Genomic DNA, 19560 nt, shown 5'->3' with positions numbered 1-19560 from the left:
GTTATCAAGGTCAATCTATGATACTTCAGTGAGAACAAACAACAGAGCAAGTGAATAATCATGAAAACAGTCATTATCGCGTCACTCAACCCAGCGAAAATAAGCGCAGTGAAAAGTGCTTTTGAAGCGGCTTTCCCACAGCAAGAATTTGACTTCAAAGGCGTGAGCGTAGCAAGTGGCGTTGCTGATCAGCCTATGAGCAATCAAGAAACCTATCAAGGTGCGGTCAATCGTGTTCACAATGCAATTCAAGCTATTCCAGATAGCGACTTCTATGTTGGCTTAGAAGCCGGTATTGAAAACAATGTAACCTTTGCTTGGATGGTGATTGAATCAAACGGTCAACGCGGCGAATCCCGCTCTGCTAGCCTGATGCTACCGCCACAAGTTATTGAGAAACTTGCACACGCTAACGAGCTTGGTGATGTTATGGACGAGGTGTTTGGTACCGACAATATCAAACAGAAAGGAGGGGCTATTGGACTGCTTACCCACAATCAACTCACGCGCAGCTCGGTATACCATCAAGCACTGATCTTGGCTTTGATCCCATTTGTAAACCCGGAGCACTTCCCAAGAGATTAACCTGCCCATAAAGCGGAGGTTGTGACCCTGACAATCACCATAATAGAAAAGAAAGCAAAAACGCTAGCCGAGGCTAGCGTTTTTAGCTTGGACTGACGGATAAACGTTCTTATTTGAGCAACAACTGAGCAATCTCGTGCTTCTCTTGTTCCGATTTGGCTTTTAGCTCGTTGGAACCGCGCGTGATGGTTGCGACGCCCACTCCCAACATTTGACTAATTTGTCGCTGAGAAAGGTCGCCTTTCATCAGTTCACACAGAATATTTACACGAGCGACCAAGGCTTCGCGTTCATCAGGAGTCATCATCATGGTCAGTAGCAGCTCATGCTGATCATTTTCAGCGGCACTCTTGACTAAATCCATCAACTCTTGCCAATTACTGTACTCTGGTTGTGGTGCCATATCCCTACACTTATCTCTTGTTATCGTTCTATTAAAACAAAGGCAGACGCGCTGCGACTGCCTTTTAATGTATACCGAAACCCTATATTGAATCCAATTTAAATAAGTATTCCATCATTCACCGCCGATTTGAGTTAGACGGTTAGTATTTTGCATCACGCTCATGAGCCGCTAGGAACTGCCCTTGCTCACCCAAGATATCTCGATAATAGGTTTCGAACATCAAGATATTTTGTACGTAACCACGTGTCTCTTTGAACGGAATCATCTCGATAAAAGCAAACACATCCAGTTTGCCATCACTTCGAGATCGCCACTGTTTCACTCGGTGTGGGCCTGCATTGTAAGCGGCTAAGGCAAAGATGCGATTGTTGTCGTATTGATTCAGCAATCCATCAAGATAATGACTACCAATCTCGATATTTTTGCCAACGTTGTACAAGTCTTCACGCCCCTGATACTTCAGCTGGTACTTTTTAGCTGTGTATTTGGCCGTCGCTGGCATAATTTGCATGATTCCGCGCGCACCAACCGGGGATTTTGCCTCGCTATCCAATGCGCTCTCTTGACGCGCTAACGACATCAAAGTCACAGGGTCAATGTCATGCTTCTCAGCGTAGAAGTTGAACCACCACTTATGCGCGACAGGGAAACGCAGTTCCAAGTTATCCCACATTTTGGCAGAAATGCTCGCCGTAACAGTTAGGTGATTCCAACCTTGACGAGAGGCATACGCAGCCAGCATGGACTTCTGTTCTTTGCTTGAGTTAGCCAGCAACCAACGCCACTCACTCTTAGCCGCAGCAATTTTATCGCGTGTAATCAGTTCATCAATACGCACCAGAGCGGTCTCAAATGGCTTTACAACTTGCGAGTTATACGTCAATGACGACGTTTTATAGCGCACCGGTTCATTTAGTTGCTTGGCCGCAGCTACGCTGTAGAAATTACGCTGACCAAGGATATCAGTAAGTCGCTTAGTACCCTCAGTTTCTTGCCCCAATGCTAGCTCAGCTCTGCCGCGCCAGTACTGCCAACGAATCGAACTTTGATGTTTATCATCTAGCTTGCTAATCCAGTGCTGCAAACCAGCCCAATCTGCATGTTGAATCGCAAGGCGTGCACGGCGCTCTAACAACACTTGCTTAGAAGAGGTCTCTATTGCTTGATCTCGCCAAGCCATCATCTCTTCTGAATCGGTATTGATCAGGCGAAACGCCAAGTAATCAGCCAGTTGCTGAGTTTTCTCCTGTGAAAACTTCTGACCTTCAATCACTTTATCAAACGCCTTCTGTGCCGCCGTGGTATCTTTGCGTGCCAACTTCTGGAAAGCGAGCTCGGTCTGCTTTTGATAAAACTCGTTCACCTTGTGTTTTTTTGCAAAGCTCACCACCCCTTCAGGCTTACTGAACAGAGCTTTCATCTCCTTGCCTTGTTTGGCTGCCTTGTCGCTATCAAGCTGTTTAAGCAGATAGTTCATTAGCTTGCCGTTACGCTGTTCGAAAGCCAGCAACAGCCTATCAAGAATCAACTCATCACTGCGTAACCCCGCTTTATCCCAAGCTGAAAAAAGTGGGTCGCAGCTATCATCAACACCATTACCGCTCAACCATAACTGCTTCGCCCCCTTATAAGCCAAGTCATAATTTCCTTGCTCATAGTGTGCTCGGTAATAGATACACTGATACTTTTCACCGGAGGGTTCTTGAGTTTGAAATTCGAGAATCGTCGACCATTTTTTCTGCGACTCTAGTTCCGTTAAATAAGGCGCGCGAATACGGTTTGAGAATGGAAAAGCACGATTGTTCTCGATAAATGCATCAACCTCTTGTGGCGTTCGCTTGCCCAAGTCAATCATAAATGCACGATAGTCTGTGTATGGCGTTAGGGGGTATGTTCGAATTTTAGATCGCAGCTTGGCATAGAGCTCAATGTTACGATCATCCAATACGTCTTGTGCTTGGTCGTATATATCACGCTGCATTTCTAGCTCAGAAGCACGGCTCGCCTGAGCCTCAGGAGCCAATAGCATAGAAGGCAAAACTACTGATGCAGCAACAGCAATTTTTCTATTGAGAAATCGGAAAAACATTCGCTCTTTCCTTAGTGCGTGTTTGAATACGTGAAGGCTATTTACGCCTTACATCACATCAAATGTAAAGAGTTTGAGTGTAAATATTATTAAAGTTTAACACTCCACCTAAAAAGCATTTGAAATCTGCTTTTAGTGAGAATTTTGACAATTAAAAGCCAAGATTTATCCCTGAAAAGCCTTTTCATATCGGGGAGTAACATCTTTGGACGGATTGGTATAAAATAATCGTTTATTTTGAACAATAAGTAGGAACGATCGGCAATGGCTGAATACGTATATACCATGTCGCGAGTGAGCAAAATTGTGCCACCAAAGCGTCAAATTCTGAAAGACATCTCTCTAAGCTTTTTCCCTGGTGCCAAAATTGGTGTTTTAGGTCTGAATGGTGCAGGTAAATCAACACTGCTACGTATCATGGCCGGTATTGATACAGACATCGATGGTGAAGCTCGTCCACAGCCAGGTCTAAATGTAGGTTACCTACCTCAAGAGCCTGTTCTTGATGAATCTAAAACGGTTCGTGAGATCGTTGAAGAAGCGGTTGCAGACGTAGCAGGCGCAATGAAGCGCCTAGACGAAGTATATGCAGCTTACGCCGAACCAGACGCTGACTTCGATGCACTAGCAAAAGAGCAAGGTGAACTTGAATCTCTTATCCAAGCAAAAGACGGTCACAATCTAGAAAACGCTCTAGAGCGTGCAGCTGATGCACTTCGTCTACCTGAGTGGGATGCGAAAATCGAACACCTATCGGGTGGTGAGCGTCGTCGTGTTGCTATCTGCCGTCTACTTCTAGAGAAGCCAGACATGCTTCTACTAGACGAACCAACCAACCACCTGGATGCAGAATCTGTAGCGTGGCTTGAGCGTTTCCTTGTGGATTACAACGGTACTGTTGTGGCAATCACCCACGACCGTTACTTCCTAGATAACGCAGCAGGTTGGATCCTAGAACTTGACCGTGGTGAAGGTATTCCGTGGGAAGGTAACTACACATCTTGGCTAGAGCAAAAAGATGCGCGTCTGCAACAAGAGGCGTCTCAAGAGAAAGCTCGCCAGAAGACTATCGAAAAAGAACTTGAGTGGGTTCGTCAAAACCCGAAAGGTCGTCAGTCTAAATCTAAAGCGCGTATGGCTCGTTTTGAAGAACTGCAAAGCGGCGATCGTCAGAAGCGTAACGAAACTAACGAGCTATTCATCCCGCCAGGTGAGCGTCTAGGCGATAAAGTTATCGACGTGAAGAACCTAACTAAGTCTTTCGATGGCCGTGTTCTTATCGACGACCTATCATTCAGCATGCCTAAAGGTGCTATCGTTGGTATCATCGGTGCGAACGGTGCGGGTAAATCAACGCTATTCAAGATGCTAAGCGGCACTGAACAGCCTGATTCAGGTACGGTTGAGCTAGGTGAAACAGTGAAGCTGGCATCGGTTGACCAATTCCGTGACAGCATGGATGACACGAAGACGGTGTTCCAAGAGATCTCTGAAGGCGCTGATATCATCAAGATCAACAACTTCGAAATCCCAGCTCGTGCATACTGTTCTCGCTTCAACTTCAAAGGCTCAGACCAACAGAAGATCATCGGTGAGCTTTCTGGTGGTGAGCGTAACCGTGTTCATCTGGCTAAGCTGCTTAAGACGGGTGGTAACGTACTGCTTCTCGATGAGCCAACCAACGACCTTGATGTTGAAACACTGCGTGCACTAGAAGAAGCGCTACTAGAATTCCCTGGCTGTGCAATGGTTATCTCGCACGACCGTTGGTTCTTAGACCGTATCGCTACGCATATCATTGACTACCGTGATGAAGGTCAAGTTAACTTCTATGAAGGTAACTACAATGAGTACATGGAATGGCTGAAGAAGACGCTTGGTCCTGAAGCAGCTGAACCACACCGTATCAAATACAAGCGTGTAACTAAGTAAACTTCGCTTGTTACTTATTCTAAGGCCGCTCAACCAGCGGCCTTATATGATATGACACTCTAAACCGATAGATAAGGAAATATCTATGATAGAAAGGCGTCGATTTTCAAGGATCGTTTATCAAGTCGCTACCAGTTTAACCCAAGATACTTTAGTGGTTGATGGCACAATACAAGACTTGTCACTACAAGGCTTACTGATAGATTGTGAAAATCACCACCAATTAAACCATCACTTGCCTGTTCAAATTTGTTTTCAATTAACAGACAGTGATATCGACATTCAACTAGAAGCCTCTATTGTCTCTACCATCAATACCTCAGTGCGCTTACGCATAGAGCATTTAGATATTGATAGTATCAGCCATCTTAAGCGCCTTGTGGAGCTGAACGTTGGTGATGATGAGTTACTTTATCGAGAAATAGAACATCTAACAGATTTAGGCGAAGAGTCAGCGGAATAAAGTACGCTCTTCGAATTATTATTTAATACGTCATCATGTCTCAGAAAATTTCGATTACTGTTCCTTCGAGCCAAGGGGAGCAGACATTTTACTTTGGCCGCAAAGCTGTGCTTTTTTGCACCTCTGCAATCCTTTCAGTTCCTCTTTTAATTAGCGGTGCTATCTATCTACATTACGACGGTCAGCAGAAACTAACTGCATCCGAACAGCACGCCTCTGATCAGGCTCACGATGCACAGAAGCTGATCGAGACTTTGATTGTAGAGAAAGACAATATGGAGTTTATGTACGATGAGCAGATTGAAACCAATCACTCGTTGGCACAAGCTCTGACGGAAAAAGAAGGCACCATTCAACTGCTCGGTAAACGTGTCTTCGATGTCGAGTCGGTACTTGGCCTTGCTGATGAAGAACTGGTTAACGATGAGACCTCTCTTGAAGAGCGAATCGACGCTGCGGCCATCGACTCAGCAGTTCGCGCAACCATGTTCCGTTTAATCCCTAACGATAGTCCAATGGCTTATCAACGCATCTCTTCATCATACGGCAGCCGTATCAACCCGATTACAGGCAAGCGTCATACTCATACTGGTATCGACCTTACCTGTAAGCGCGGTGAAGATATTCTTGCTCCGGCTGACGGAGTGATTGAAACCGTGCGCCCAAGTAAGAAAGGCTTTGGTAACTTCCTGACCATGCGCCACTCTTTTGGCTTCATGAGCTCGTACGCTCATCTGCAGAAGTTTAAGGTTCGCAGCGGCCAATTTGTAAGTAAGGGTGATGTGATTGCAAGCTGTGGTAACTCAGGAAACTCAACAGGCCCACATCTGCATTACGAAGTACGCTTCTTGGGCCGCTCTTTGAACCCGCAATACTTGATGGACTGGACACCAGAAAACTTTAACTACGTATTTGATAAAGAGAAGAAGGTTAAGTGGGGACCGCTGGTTCAACTGATCGATAATGTCGTACGTCTTCAAATCAACCTGACGAACGTACCTTACATCAACTCATCGATTGAAACTGTATCAAGTGATGAAACCGAGACAAAGACAACACTGGCAACCAACTAACGTGTGATAGCTTTTGACCTACGGTGATCTTTTTACCTACAGTAGGACAAATACTCTTAACACAATGATAGTTAAACAAAAAAATAGCCACCTAAGTTAGGTGGCTATTTTTCTATCTATTCTTAACTCAATGTTATTGGAGCTAACTCTAGCGCAGGCTAGCCGCGATGAATCGAGTCATGGGCTTGCTTAAGAAGATTTTGACTCTCTTGCAAGAACTGCTGAGAGTAATCACCAAACCACTCGCTCACTTCATTAAAGCTTTCCACGAATTGAGCTTTATCTTTGCCTTCCAGAATCTTCAGGGCTTCACCAAAGCAGTGGTGGAAACGGCGAATCATCGCGATATTTTCGTCTGAAGAGAGAATAATATCCCCGTACAGGTTCGGGTCTTGAGCAAACAGACGGCCTACCATCGCAATCTCAAGGCGGTAGATAGGTGAACTCAGCTGAAGCAGACGATCAATGTTTGGATTCTCTTTGCTAAGGTGTAGGCCGTAAGCAAATGAAGTGAAGTGGCGCAGCGCTTGGATTAACGTCATACCGTGATCGTGTTCTTGAGCATCCATACTACACAGGCTTGCCCCCCAGATACCGAATTGCTCTAACAACCACTGGTAGCTTTCTTGACCGCGACCATCACTGTAAACAATCACCTGCTTTGCAAGGCTTGGGACATCTGGGCCGAACATTGGGTGTAGACCCACTACAGGGCCTTGATGAACCGCTAACATGCGTTGCAGTGGCTTAGACTTGATTGATGTTAAGTCACACAGAATACAGTCGCTTGGCAAATTGTTCAGCTTGTCAATTACACCTTCTGTCAGATGGATAGGCACAGTGACCACGACAAGACCAGCATCTTTCAGTAACTCATCAGCCTTGTCCCAGTCTTTGCTACCTAGTACTTTTACATCGTAGCCAGATAGCTTGAACATACGTCCAAATAGACCACCCAGCTGGCCATTACCACCGATAATAACAACTGAACGCAGCTCAGGGTTCAGACACTTAAAGCCAGAATCCTTCTCACTCGCGTACGACTCACGCATAGTACGACGCAGAATGTCTTCAATAAGCTGTGGCGGCACACCGAGTTTTTCAGCCTCTGCACGGCGAGATGCAAGCATCGCTGCCTCACGCTCAGGCACATAAATCGGTAAACCGTGCTCGCTTTTCACCTCACCTACTTTCTCAACCAGCGCCAAGCGTTGGGCAAGAAGCTCTAACATCTGTTTATCGACAACGTCAATTTGGTCGCGTAATTCGTTCAGTTCAACGGCCATTCTTCTTCCTTTCTAATCCTTAAGCCTCGATTGGTGCAGGTACTAGCCTTTTAGACGATTTTCCAAGAATGGGACTAGTTCCGTGTGTGCACGTTTTAATAGTGCCTCAGTTGAATCCCAATTGATACACGCGTCGGTAATTGAAACGCCGTATTTCATCTGATCGAGAGGAATGTCAGAAGATTGATTGCCCTCGTTAAGGTGGCTTTCAATCATCAAACCGATGATGGATTTGTTGCCTTCACGAATCTGATGGATTACGTCTTCAGCAACCAGCGGTTGACGACGGAAGTCTTTGCGAGAGTTAGCGTGACTACAATCCACCATAAGTGCAGCACCTAGACCTGCTTTTGATAGCTCTTCTTCACACTCATGCACCGATACAGAATCGTAGTTAGTCTGCTTACCACCACGAAGAATCACATGGCCATTTGGGTTACCTTGAGTTGTCAGTAACGCAACTTGACCTTCACGGCTGATACCCATGAAACGGTGACTTGAAGAGGCCGCTTGCATCGCGTTAATCGCAGTACCTAGGTTGCCATCAGTACCGTTTTTGAAGCCGATTGGCATAGATAGACCACTTGCCATCTCACGGTGAGTTTGAGATTCAGTCGTACGAGCACCGATCGCCGCCCAGCTAAATGTATCTGCTAGGTATTGCGGGCTGATTGGATCAAGCGCTTCAGTCGCTAATGGGATTTCCATCTCTGCCAGTTCAACCAGCAGTTCACGACCTACGTGAAGGCCATGCTCAATATCAAATGTGCCGTCTAGATGTGGGTCATTGATTAGACCTTTCCAACCAACGGTTGTACGCGGTTTTTCGAAGTACACGCGCATTACGATGTACAGTTGATCACTGAGCTCTTCAGAGAGTGCTTTCAGGCGTTTTGCGTACTCTTTAGCAGCTTCAACGTCATGAATCGAACAAGGACCACAAACCACTAGCATGCGGTGATCTTTTTTGTGGATGATGTTGGCGATAGTTTGACGAGACTCTTGAATAAAACGACGAGCATTATCACTCAGAGGTAATTTTGCTTTTAACTCGTCTGGAGTAATCAGTACCTGTTCGTCGATGATATTGACATTGCTTAATTCACTTTTCTGCATAACTCAACCTGTATTCTTTTATTTACACCCATGTGGTCCATATGGGCTAACAATCTTTAAAAACTAACATAACAGCTATAAAAACGATTGCAAGTGTAAATAATAAAAAACATCCGATGTAAATTAAAATTTACACAGTGGATTTTCAGGCAAAAAAATGAAAAAGAGTTAGAAATCAGTCTTTACAGATACAAAAAAGGCGATATTTCTCATATCGCCTTAACAAAACTTAAAAAGTGTCTATTTATTGCCCGTTATCTAAAACGCGCTTCATCTGCTCAGACGCCTCTTTCCATCGAACATCTGACTGTAGCGTTGAAAGGTCGAAAGTGTGTTTTTTCAATAAAGAGTGTGCCAGGGGAACACTTTGTATCTCTAGGTTATCTAAAGCCTCTATTTGTGCATCTCGTTTATTACACATCAACACCATGTTACATCCAGCATCCAAAGCGGCTTGCGCTCTTTGTGCCGGACCACCCATAATCGCCGCACCTTCCATCGTCAAATCATCAGAGAATACTAACCCTTTAAATCCAAGTTGTTTCCTCAACACCTCTTGTAACCAATAGTGTGAACCGCTGGCGGGCTTATCGTCATAGTGAGAAAAAACCACATGCGCAGGCATCATCGCATCCAAAATACCTGCCTCAATTTGAGCCTTAAAGATCGCCATGTCAGTTTCAAAGATATCTTCTCTTGGGTCGTAAGGTGTCTCTAGGTGAGAGTCTGCAATCACACCGCCATGGCCTGGGAAGTGTTTGCCCGTCGTAGCCATTCCGACGCTTTTCATCCCACGGATAAAGGCACTACTGTGACGAACAATAGTATCGATGTCCTCACCAAAGGCGCGATTGCCAATCGCTTTACACTGATGGCCTTTGTCCAATACCGGTGCGAAGCTCAAATCGATATCATGAGCCACTAGTTCTGCAGACATCAACCAACCAGCTTGCTCAGCCAATTGTTCACCGTTGTTGTGTTTGGCGAACTCTTGCGCCGCAGGAATAATTGAGAAACCATCACGAAAGCGTTGTACTCGGCCGCCTTCTTGATCGACACCTATGAGAATAGGTCGTTTAGCCGCTTTGCGGATCTCTTTGGTTAGTGCCGCTAGCTGCTTGCTGTCATGATAGTTACGAGCAAAAAAGATCAATCCACCCACGGTTGGGTGCTCAAGAATTTCTCTATCTTCAGCAGTGAGCTCGTAGCCTTCAACATCTACCCACAACGGTCCCATATTTATCCCTTACTAAGCCAAAATTGATAATCTTCACGAGGTTATTCCGTTTGAATTTGCATTACAATGTTTTTAATTCACGGTCAGAAGAGTTTAGGAATGGATCATAAAGAGCTATACATCGGGGTTATGTCTGGGACCAGTATGGACGGTATCGACACCGCTTTGGTCAGTATCGACGACCAGCAAATTAGGCTGATTGCCCACGACGAATTCCCTATGCCCGAAGAGACCAAAAAGAAGCTACTCGATGTCTGTATCGGCCAGCAAACTAATTTGATCGCGATAGGCGAACTCGACCGCCAGCTTGGTCATCTATTCGCGGATGCGGTTCTACAGCTACTATCAAAACACGATATCTGCGCCTCTCAAATCACCGCGATTGGCAACCATGGCCAAACCGTTTTCCACCAGCCTAGTGGAAATCACCCATTTACTATGCAGTTGGGTGATGCCAATATCATTGCAACTAAAACCAATATTGATGTTGTTGCCGATTTTCGTCGCAAAGACATGGCGTTGGGTGGGCAAGGAGCTCCTTTGGTACCCGCATTTCATCGCACCATATTTGAGGCAAAAGAGAGCAGCGTAGTAGTACTAAACATTGGTGGCATATCGAATATTTCAGTTCTTCAACCAAACAAGCCAACGTTGGGTTATGACACAGGCCCGGGCAACATGTTGATGGATGCTTGGGTACACAAGCACTGCGGTAAAAAGTATGATCAAGATGGGAAGTTTGCTCGCAGTGGCCAAGTAAATTCCGCCCTACTGAGTTCACTGCTTGAAGAAGCCTACCTTGCCGAACTACCACCGAAAAGCACAGGGCGAGAGCTGTTCAATCTGCCGTGGCTAGAAAACCAATTAAAGACATTGCCAGAAATATCGGGACCCGATGTACAGCGCACCCTTTGTGAGTACAGCGCCATCACCATAGCTAATGAAGTGGTGAAGCATCAATCTGGATCATCCCCTGCCCTATACGTATGTGGTGGAGGTGCCAGAAACCCTCTTTTAATGGAGCGCCTTGCTACGTTGCTACCCGATTGGCAAGTAAGTTCAACCTCCGCTAAAGGGGTCGATGCCGATTACATGGAGGCCATGGCATTTGCATGGCTCGCTCAACGTTATGTGCATAAGCTACCAAGCAACCTTCCCGAGGTAACAGGGGCTTCAAAAAGCGCTTCTCTGGGCGTGCTGTACCGCGCAAACTGACCATCAATAGAGATTAGATTTAAGGATATTTATGAGTAACGACGCTCTTATTTCAGCACTATCACACTTAGTCTCTGAGGGGAGAAACCCTGAAACCATGGATATAGATCTGCTCTCCTCTCTGGAAGTGGTAGAGAAGATCAACCAACAAGACAAACAGGTACCGCTCGCTATCGAGAGTGAGCTACCACAGATAGCCAACGCGGTTGACCATATCGCTCACGCCTTTCGCAATGGCGGTCGCCTTATCTACATGGGCGCTGGCACCAGTGGCCGACTCGGCGTACTCGACGCTTCAGAGTGTCCACCGACATTTGGCGTTTCCGACCAATTGGTCATTGGCCTGATTGCAGGCGGTCCAGAGGCGATATTAAAAGCGAAAGAGGGAGCAGAAGATTCACTCACACTTGGTGTCGAAGACCTTAAAGCCATTCACTTTAATGCCAAAGATGTCGTGGTCGGCATTGCTGCGAGTGGTCGCACGCCTTATGTGATTGGTGCACTCAAATACGCCAATGAGATTGGCGCGACCACAGTATCACTCTCTTGCAACCCTGACTCACCTATCGCTCAGTTGGCTAAAATTCCTATCAGCCCTGTGGTTGGCCCAGAGGCGCTCACTGGCTCGACCCGTCTCAAATCGGGCACCGCTCAAAAACTGGTACTCAACATGCTGACCACTGCCAGTATGATCCGCATTGGCAAAAGCTATCAAAACCTAATGGTGGATGTAAAAGCAACCAATGAGAAGCTAGTGGCGCGCGCTGCCCGTATTGTTATGCAAGCGACGGATTGCGACAAAGAGGTAGCAAGAGAAACGCTTGCAAAGACCAACTACGACGTGAAACTGGCAATTTTAATGATCCTCACCGGATTAGACTTAGAGGCCGCTAAACAGCAACTCAAGAACCAAGATGGTTTTCTTCGTAAAGCGGTTGAGCACAATCAATCTAACGAGTAACGCGTCAAGGTGTGCATCTATTAATTGAGTTCACATCGTCTCAAAGCAAAAAGCACCGACGAATCGGTGCTTTTTAATGCTAGCATACAGCTTAGTGATCGTTCGAGAACTCGTCCCAACCTCGTTGCCACTCCATACGAAAACGCTGCGCATCTTCCGTACCAGAACAAACGCCTTCATAAACCTGACCAGAAAGACCAATCTGATAAGCATGATTAGGGTTACAGTATTCGCTGACGCCTTGGTAGTAACCTTCGCTGTATGCGGCTTGGTCGACTGCGCCCAGCTTTGTCATCTCAGAATAGGAACGTTGAGTATGACCTTTTACACCATCGCGGTAGCCAATTTCTTGCCAGTTTCCCTCTGCCGCTAAGTCTTGCACGTTTGATGCACACCCTGTCATACCTAGAGCCATTAGCAAAGCTACGGTTACTTTCTTCATTTGAATCCCTTATCTTGTTATTATTCATTAGCTGCTATCACTAGCTGACGTATCTCGATTCTCCGCTTAACCCGCTAAAATGTCCACTGCTTCCCCTAGGTTACCGCTTAGTTCGAGACAAAACCACTTAACCTGACACCCAACCGCTTAACAAATCTGAAAACCACTCAATCAACCACAGCGCCACTTAAATCGCTATACGACCACTAACGACTTAAGCACAAGCTTCTCGCCAACCGCTCGCTTATTATCCACCCTGACTTAATTAATACATTCAGGGATAACAAATTATGATGTGGTTTCTAACCTGTGTTGCGGCACTTATTGGTGGCTACTTTCTTTATGGCACCTTCATTGAGAAAATATTCGGCATAAACGAAAAACGCCAAACTCCGGCTCATACAAAACAAGATGGTGTGGATTACGTTCCAATGTCGACACCTAAAGTTTACCTTGTTCAACTACTGAACATTGCAGGTGTAGGTCCAATCTTCGGCCCTATCATGGGTGCCCTATACGGCCCAGCAGCCATGCTATGGATCGTGCTAGGTTGTATTTTCGCAGGTGCCGTGCACGACTACTTCTCAGGTATGTTATCTATCCGTAATGGCGGTGCTTCGGTTCCAACCATCACTGGACGTTACCTAGGCAATGGCGCAAAACACTTTATGAATATCTTTGCCATTGTTCTACTGCTTCTAGTTGGCGTGGTATTCGTTTCTGCTCCAGCTGGCATGATCACTAACCTAGTGAACGACCAAACTGATTTCGCGATGTCTGCAACGACTATGGTTGTGGTTATCTTCGCTTACTACATCATTGCAACGATTGTCCCTGTTGATAAAATCATTGGTCGCTTCTACCCACTGTTCGGCGCACTGCTTATCTTCATGTCTGTTGGTCTAATCACAGCGATTGGCTTCTCTGATGAGCACCAAATCATGGGTGGATTTGAGATCAGCGACATGTTCACCAACATGAACCCGAATGACTTACCGCTGTGGCCTGCTCTATTCATCACTATCGCTTGTGGTGCTATCTCTGGCTTCCACGCAACTCAGTCTCCTCTAATGGCGCGTTGTATGGAAAATGAGAAGAACGGTCGCTTCGTATTCTACGGCGCAATGATTGGCGAAGGTATCATCGCTCTTATCTGGTGTGCTCTTGCACTATCGTTCTTCGGTTCAGTTGAGTCTCTATCTGAAGCTGTAGCAAATGGCGGTCCAGGCAACGTGGTATACAGCGCTTCATTTGGCCTACTGGGTGTATTTGGCGGTATCCTTGCTTTCCTAGGTGTAGTTATCCTACCTATCACTTCTGGTGACACTGCATTCCGTTCAAGCCGTCTTATCCTTGCTGAATATTTCAACATGGAACAGAAGACCCTACGTAACCGTCTACTGATGGCGCTACCACTGTTCGTTATCGGTGGTATCTTGACTCAAGTTGATTTCGGTATCATCTGGCGCTACTTCGGCTTCGCTAACCAATCAACCGCAGTAATGATGCTGTGGACAGCGTCAGCTTACCTACTACGTCACAACAAACTGCACTGGGTAACAACAGTTCCTGCAATCTTCATGACGTCTGTGTGTATCACATTCATCCTGAATAACAGTCAACTGGGCTTCGGTCTACCAATGCAAATCTCAACTATCGTTGGTGTGATTAGTGCTCTGGGTGTTGCAGCTTACGTGATTAAGATTTCAAAAGGCAAAGGCGAAACTGACCTTGCTGATGAAGAAAAAGAAGCAAAAGGCGTAACAAAAACAGCCTAGCTTATCGGGTGTTATCCCCTTCGCTTGCTCCACCTTAAATTAAGGTTGGAAACTCTACAAAGCCCATCCTAGTGATGGGCTTTGCGTTTCTGGGTAAATGACCTTTACACTATACCCATAACAAATGCTGTATTGATGACCGAGTCAATCAGCGCCTCACACCTCCGATACAGATACCTTAATAGTGGATATATGGAACTGATTCTCTCGTTACTTCAACAAACCTGTGTCTACTTGGTACTGGCCTATATGATCAGTAAGACACCGCTGATCCTGCCATTGCTGAGTATCTCTTCACGACTCAGTCATAAAATCAGTTGTTACATCCTGTTCTCACTGTTCTGTATTATGGGCACTTACTTTGGGTTGCAGATCAACGATGCGATCGCTAACACGCGAGCAATGGGCGCTGTCATGGGCGGTCTGTTCGGTGGACCTGTAGTTGGCTTTGCCGTCGGTTTCACTGGCGGGATTCATCGCTACAGCTTGGGTGGATTTACCGACCTTGCATGCGCGGTATCGACTACAGCTGAGGGGCTAATTGGTGGCTTACTGCATGTCTACCTAGTGCGAAAAAACAAAGCGAGTCAGCTGTTTAATCCGATGGTGGTGTTCTCTGTCACCCTATTTGCTGAAATCATGCAAATGCTGATTCTATTGGCGGTCGCTAAACCGTTCACCCAAGCCTATGCACTCGTTTCCGATATTGCAGCGCCAATGATCATCGCTAACTCGGTCGGGGCTGCGCTGTTCATGAGCATTATCCAAGATAGAAAAACCATCTTTGAAAAATACTCGGCGACCTTTTCACGCCGCGCACTGACTATTGCCGAACGCTCGGTTGGTATTCTTCATGGCGGCTTTAACTCAGACAACGCACAAAAAATTGTTCGTATTGTTTATGAAGAGACCAACGTTGGCGCAGTAGCGATAACCGACAGAGAGAAGATTCTCGCGTTTGTCGGTATTGGTGATGAACACCATATCCCTAACACCCCTATCTCTTCACAGAGTACACTGACAGCGATGGAGAAGAACGACATCATCTACTTAGATGGTAAAGAGAACCCATACCAGTGTTCCCTCTCCGCAGATTGTAAGTTGGGCTCTGCCCTGATTATCCCACTGCGTGCGGGGAATGAAGTTGTCGGAACCATCAAGCTCTATGAACCGAAACTGAAACTCTTTTCAACCATCAATATGTCGATGGGGGAAGGTATTGCTCAGTTGTTATCGAGTCAGATTCTGTTTAGTAACTACCAACAGCAGCAAACTTTGTTAACCCAGGCTGAAATCAAGTTACTCCATGCTCAGGTCAATCCACACTTCCTATTCAATGCTCTGAATACCATAAGTGCAGTCACAAGACGTGAACCAAATAAAGCGCGAGAGCTGATTCAGCATTTATCACACTTCTTTAGAAGCAACCTCAAACAGAACATCAACACCGTCAAATTGAAAGATGAGTTAGCGCATGTTAATGCTTACCTCACGATTGAGAAGGCGAGATTTACAGACCGCTTAGAGGTTGAATGGGATATAGACCCTCTTCTTTATGAGATCGAACTGCCAAGCTTTACCCTTCAGCCTCTGGTTGAAAACGCCATCAAACATGGGATATCTAACCTTCTTGAAGGGGGTAAAGTGAAGATCTACAGCGAACAGTATCAGGGTAACTACCGAGTCACGGTAGAAGATAATGCTGGCAGCTACCAGAAGCCAGATAGCGACCATGTCGGCTTAGGCATGGAGATAGTGAACAAGCGCTTAACCAATTTCTTTGGACAAGACTCTGCTCTAAAAATAGAATCTCAGCCACAGCAATTTACGCGCATGAGCTTTATCATTCCAAAAGAGCTGTAACACGCAACTCAGCATAGTAGCGTACACTGAAACAGTAGATTGGAAATTAAGGTATTGGGATGTTAAAGGCATTAGTCATAGATGATGAGCTGTTCGCTCGCGAAGAGTTGATTGAGTTGCTCACTGAAACAGAAAAAGTGGATGTGATAGGTCAAGCCAGTAACGCCATCGAAGGGCTAAAACAGATCAATCACCTCAAACCAGACGTTGTCTATTTAGATATCCAAATGCCACAGATCACCGGTATTGAACTGCTGAGTATGCTCGACCCTGAGAACATGCCTTACGTGGTGTTTGTTACTGCCTATGACCAGTATGCGATTCAGGCCTTTGAAGATAACGCCTTTGATTACCTGCTCAAACCGGTTGAACCATGCAGACTAAACAAGAGTGTCTCTCGCCTGTGCAAGGTGATTAAGCAGAGTCAACAACCGCCTGAACAAGACATCAATGCGATTGCACCATCGCGCCTGGAGCAGATTCCGTGTATCGGCCACAACCGTATTGTGATCATGGCAAGCCAAACGGTCGAATGCGCCTACTCCGATCTGAGTGGTGTTCACGTTCGCAGCGCCTCGCAAACCGCCTCGTCGCAACTGACACTAAAAGTCCTGGAAGAGAAAACCGATCTGATCCGTTGTCATCGACAATATTTGATCAATATAAAAGCGATCCAAGAGATCAAGCTTCTGGAAAACGGGCTTGCGGAAATCATCACTCTAACTGGCTTTGAGGTGCCCGTTAGCCGTCGCTATCTGAAAACGCTCAAAGAACAACTGGGGATTCATTAACCTTTTGGTTCAATACTCTTACCTTTTTCTTCAATCTACAGAAAACAGGATCAAAAAAGCCAACCGCAAAGGTTGGCTCTTTAGTGCAAAACGCTCGTCGAACGTGATGATTAATCAACTTGTTTAATCTGAAGCTCTTTTGGTACTTCGAAGAACATGTTCTCTTCACGACCTTGGATCTCTTCGATGCCTTCAGCACCTAACTCGCGAATACGATCTAGAATCTGATTAACCAGCTCTTCTGGCGCAGAAGCACCTGCGGTCACGCCGATTTTCTTCTTACCTTCAACCCACTCTGGTTGGATGTCTTCTGGACAATCCGTTAAGTAGCCTGGCGTACCCAATTTCTCAGCCAGCTCTTTTAAGCGTGTTGAGTTGGATGAGTTCTTAGAACCAACTACAATCACCACATCAACATCGTTCGCCATATCACGCACCGCATCTTGACGGTTTTGTGTTGCGTAGCAGATATCGTCTTTGCGTGGGCCTTGGATCTCAGGGAACACGCGACGCAGCTCTTCGATCACATCCGCAGTCTCATCAACAGACAGTGTCGTTTGGCTTACATAGTGAAGGTTGCTTGGATCTTTCACCACCAGCTTTTCAACATCTTCTGGCTTCTCAACCAAGTACATGCCACCCGTATCACTCGCGTATTGGCCCATGGTACCTTCAACTTCAGGGTGACCTGCGTGACCAATCAGAACCACTTCCATATTTTTACGGCTCGCACGAGCCACTTCCATATGTACTTTGGTTACCAGAGGACAAGTTGCATCAAAAACCGTTAGGTCGCGCTCTTTGGCCTCTTTACGAACCGCTTGAGAGACACCGTGAGCAGAAAAGATAACAATGTTGTCGTCTGGTACTTCATGAAGCTCTTCCACAAAAATCGCACCGCGCTGTTTCAAACCTTCAACAACAAAACGGTTATGCACCACTTCATGACGAACATAAATCGGTGGTTGATACAATTCCAATGCGCGTTCTACGATACTGATCGCTCGATCAACACCGGCACAAAAACCACGTGGGTTAGCTAACATTATTTTCATTTTATTGCTCAGTTCTTTTATTGCGAATCGCTTACAGCGCGGCCAAAGTCATTCTACAGTTCGCGTTTAGCGAAGCGGGCATTCTACAGGGAAGCGCAAAGACAGTGAAGCTTCGAATTGTTGGCAAAGATGAATCGCCGTCTATTCTACCGCTAAGATATTAACGTCAAACGTTACGTCTTGACCTGCTAGTGGGTGATTAAAGTCCACAGTCACAGAGTCGCCAGCAATATCAGTAATGATGCCTGGGATTTCCATGCCATCACGCCCAGAGAAGGCCATGATAGTGCCAACTTCAATCTCAGTATCGCCAGCAAAACGTGCGCGGTCCATGTGATGAACATTATCAGGATTCGGCAAACCGAACGCATCTTCTGCTTTTAAATCAATCGATTTTTGCGTGCCCGCTTCTAGTCCTATTAGGCACTGCTCAAAGTTCTCACTCAAGCTACCATCACCCATTACAAATTTAGCTGGCTTGCCCATGTTTTCAGTACTGTCAGCAACGGAACCGTCTTTCATCTTAATCGTAAAATGAAGTGTTACTGCTGAGTCATTCTTAATTGCTGTCACGTTACTTTCCTTGGGTTATATCAATTATTATTTTTCCTCACAGAGAATAAACAAAAAGCGCTGCCGGAATCAACCGACAGCGCTTAGGGCTATTACATTCTGTGAGTCATTAAGTGACTTTTAGAGCCTATTTGCTCTCATCTTTTTTGCGAAAACCATCAAGGATGATCATCGCAGCACCGATACAGATACCCATATCAGCAAGGTTAAATGCAGGCCAGTGGTATGTACCCCAGTAGAAGTCTAAGTAATCGACAACAAAACCGTGTACAACACGGTCAAATACATTACCTACCGCACCACCAATGATGATGGCATAAGCGATGTTATTCCACTTCTCTGTGGCCGGCAGTTTACTCATCCAGTAAGTCAGCATACCTGTAACGACAAACGCGATTCCGGTAAACAACCAACGTTGCCAGCCACCTTGATCACTCAAGAAACTGAATGCGGCGCCATAGTTATGTACGTACAAGAAGTTAAAAAATGGCAACACCTCAATACGGTTTGCCCAGCCGTAACCCATGTTGTCCATTACAAGCAACTTAATGCCAATGTCCGCAAGAAAGACCAATAAAGCCAGCCATAACCAACGTACGCCTGACTGTTTTAACGAAACTTCACTCATTTCTATTCCTAGTATTTACGAAGCGATTCCTTATTCACACTCTCGATTTGAGTCGTCATAAGTCACC

The 19560-nt window shown here is 45.8% G+C and carries 18 protein-coding genes; 9 read left to right on the top strand and 9 right to left on the bottom strand.

From position 1 onward, the window contains the following. Nucleotides 1–60: 60 nt before the first annotated feature. Nucleotides 61–585 (top strand): inosine/xanthosine triphosphatase, encoded by a 525-nt coding sequence (gene yjjX, locus AC6I7V_RS02575; protein ID WP_498011278.1) that lies wholly within the window; start codon nucleotides 61–63, stop codon nucleotides 583–585. A gap of 109 nt (nucleotides 586–694) precedes the next feature. Here yjjX and trpR read toward each other — a convergent pair whose 3' ends face one another. Both trpR and sltY read right to left on the bottom strand, forming a co-directional pair. After that, nucleotides 695–988 carry a trp operon repressor gene (trpR, locus tag AC6I7V_RS02570; RefSeq protein ID WP_255231406.1) on the bottom strand — a complete coding sequence of 98 codons (294 nt, stop codon included), beginning with the start codon at nucleotides 986–988 and terminating at the stop codon, nucleotides 695–697. 142 nt (nucleotides 989–1130) lie between these two features. Continuing rightward, complete coding sequence (gene sltY, locus AC6I7V_RS02565) at nucleotides 1131–3080, bottom strand: murein transglycosylase (protein WP_498011277.1); 1950 nt, start codon at nucleotides 3078–3080, stop codon at nucleotides 1131–1133. Nucleotides 3081–3344: 264 nt separating this feature from the next. Between sltY and ettA the strand changes: the two genes are divergently transcribed. The 3 genes from ettA (at nucleotide 3345) to AC6I7V_RS02550 (ending at nucleotide 6548) form a co-directional block, all read left to right on the top strand. Further along, complete coding sequence (gene ettA, locus AC6I7V_RS02560; RefSeq protein WP_255231408.1) at nucleotides 3345–5012, top strand: energy-dependent translational throttle protein EttA; 1668 nt, start codon at nucleotides 3345–3347, stop codon at nucleotides 5010–5012. Between the two features lie 85 nt (nucleotides 5013–5097). Further along, the gene (locus AC6I7V_RS02555; protein ID WP_261882606.1) at nucleotides 5098–5475 is read left to right on the top strand and encodes a PilZ domain-containing protein; all 378 of its coding nucleotides are present in this window, start codon (nucleotides 5098–5100) and stop codon (nucleotides 5473–5475) included. Between the two features lie 35 nt (nucleotides 5476–5510). After that, nucleotides 5511–6548, top strand: coding sequence for a M23 family metallopeptidase (locus tag AC6I7V_RS02550; RefSeq protein WP_255231410.1), 1038 nt, complete (start codon nucleotides 5511–5513; stop codon nucleotides 6546–6548). A gap of 158 nt (nucleotides 6549–6706) precedes the next feature. Here the strand turns inward: AC6I7V_RS02550 and tyrA are convergent, their stop codons facing one another. The 3 genes from tyrA to nagZ form a co-directional block, all read right to left on the bottom strand. Then, on the bottom strand, nucleotides 6707–7834 hold the full coding sequence (gene tyrA / locus AC6I7V_RS02545) for a bifunctional chorismate mutase/prephenate dehydrogenase (RefSeq protein ID WP_498011276.1): 1128 nt from the start codon (nucleotides 7832–7834) through the stop codon (nucleotides 6707–6709). Between the two features lie 42 nt (nucleotides 7835–7876). After that, nucleotides 7877–8950, bottom strand: coding sequence for a 3-deoxy-7-phosphoheptulonate synthase (locus AC6I7V_RS02540; protein WP_150895798.1), 1074 nt, complete (start codon nucleotides 8948–8950; stop codon nucleotides 7877–7879). Nucleotides 8951–9194: 244 nt separating this feature from the next. Next, a complete protein-coding gene (gene nagZ, locus AC6I7V_RS02535) occupies nucleotides 9195–10187 on the bottom strand; it encodes a beta-N-acetylhexosaminidase (protein WP_255231412.1) in 993 nt (330 codons plus the stop codon). A gap of 99 nt (nucleotides 10188–10286) precedes the next feature. On the opposite strand from nagZ, the gene AC6I7V_RS02530 reads away from it, so the two are divergent. After that, nucleotides 10287–11402, top strand: a complete 1116-nt coding sequence (locus AC6I7V_RS02530) for an anhydro-N-acetylmuramic acid kinase (protein WP_498011275.1) — start codon at nucleotides 10287–10289, stop codon at nucleotides 11400–11402. 31 nt (nucleotides 11403–11433) lie between these two features. Continuing rightward, complete coding sequence (gene murQ / locus AC6I7V_RS02525) at nucleotides 11434–12363, top strand: N-acetylmuramic acid 6-phosphate etherase (protein ID WP_498011274.1); 930 nt, start codon at nucleotides 11434–11436, stop codon at nucleotides 12361–12363. A gap of 91 nt (nucleotides 12364–12454) precedes the next feature. Here murQ and AC6I7V_RS02520 read toward each other — a convergent pair whose 3' ends face one another. Next, on the bottom strand, nucleotides 12455–12805 hold the full coding sequence (locus tag AC6I7V_RS02520) for a DUF2799 domain-containing protein (protein ID WP_255231415.1): 351 nt from the start codon (nucleotides 12803–12805) through the stop codon (nucleotides 12455–12457). A 290-nt stretch (nucleotides 12806–13095) separates the two neighbouring features. Between AC6I7V_RS02520 and AC6I7V_RS02515 the strand changes: the two genes are divergently transcribed. The 3 genes from AC6I7V_RS02515 (at nucleotide 13096) to btsR (ending at nucleotide 17237) form a co-directional block, all read left to right on the top strand. Beyond that, nucleotides 13096–14583: a carbon starvation CstA family protein gene (locus AC6I7V_RS02515; RefSeq protein WP_498011273.1), complete on the top strand. Its 1488-nt coding sequence runs from the start codon at nucleotides 13096–13098 to the stop codon at nucleotides 14581–14583. Nucleotides 14584–14775: 192 nt separating this feature from the next. Beyond that, complete coding sequence (locus tag AC6I7V_RS02510) at nucleotides 14776–16446, top strand: LytS/YhcK type 5TM receptor domain-containing protein (RefSeq protein ID WP_498011272.1); 1671 nt, start codon at nucleotides 14776–14778, stop codon at nucleotides 16444–16446. Between the two features lie 59 nt (nucleotides 16447–16505). Then, complete coding sequence (gene btsR, locus AC6I7V_RS02505) at nucleotides 16506–17237, top strand: two-component system response regulator BtsR (protein WP_498011271.1); 732 nt, start codon at nucleotides 16506–16508, stop codon at nucleotides 17235–17237. A 110-nt stretch (nucleotides 17238–17347) separates the two neighbouring features. Here the strand turns inward: btsR and ispH are convergent, their stop codons facing one another. From ispH to lspA, 3 genes are all read right to left on the bottom strand, one after another. Beyond that, nucleotides 17348–18304, bottom strand: a complete 957-nt coding sequence (gene ispH, locus AC6I7V_RS02500; protein WP_255231768.1) for a 4-hydroxy-3-methylbut-2-enyl diphosphate reductase — start codon at nucleotides 18302–18304, stop codon at nucleotides 17348–17350. A 129-nt stretch (nucleotides 18305–18433) separates the two neighbouring features. Continuing rightward, nucleotides 18434–18865, bottom strand: a complete 432-nt coding sequence (fkpB, locus tag AC6I7V_RS02495; protein WP_498011270.1) for an FKBP-type peptidyl-prolyl cis-trans isomerase — start codon at nucleotides 18863–18865, stop codon at nucleotides 18434–18436. Nucleotides 18866–18992: 127 nt separating this feature from the next. Next, nucleotides 18993–19493, bottom strand: coding sequence for a signal peptidase II (gene lspA, locus AC6I7V_RS02490; protein ID WP_261882598.1), 501 nt, complete (start codon nucleotides 19491–19493; stop codon nucleotides 18993–18995). Nucleotides 19494–19560 lie beyond the last annotated feature (67 nt).

The sequence above is a fragment of the Vibrio sp. KUL70 genome, from assembly GCF_059725515.1.
This window is presented reverse-complemented; position numbering and strand designations above follow the sequence as displayed.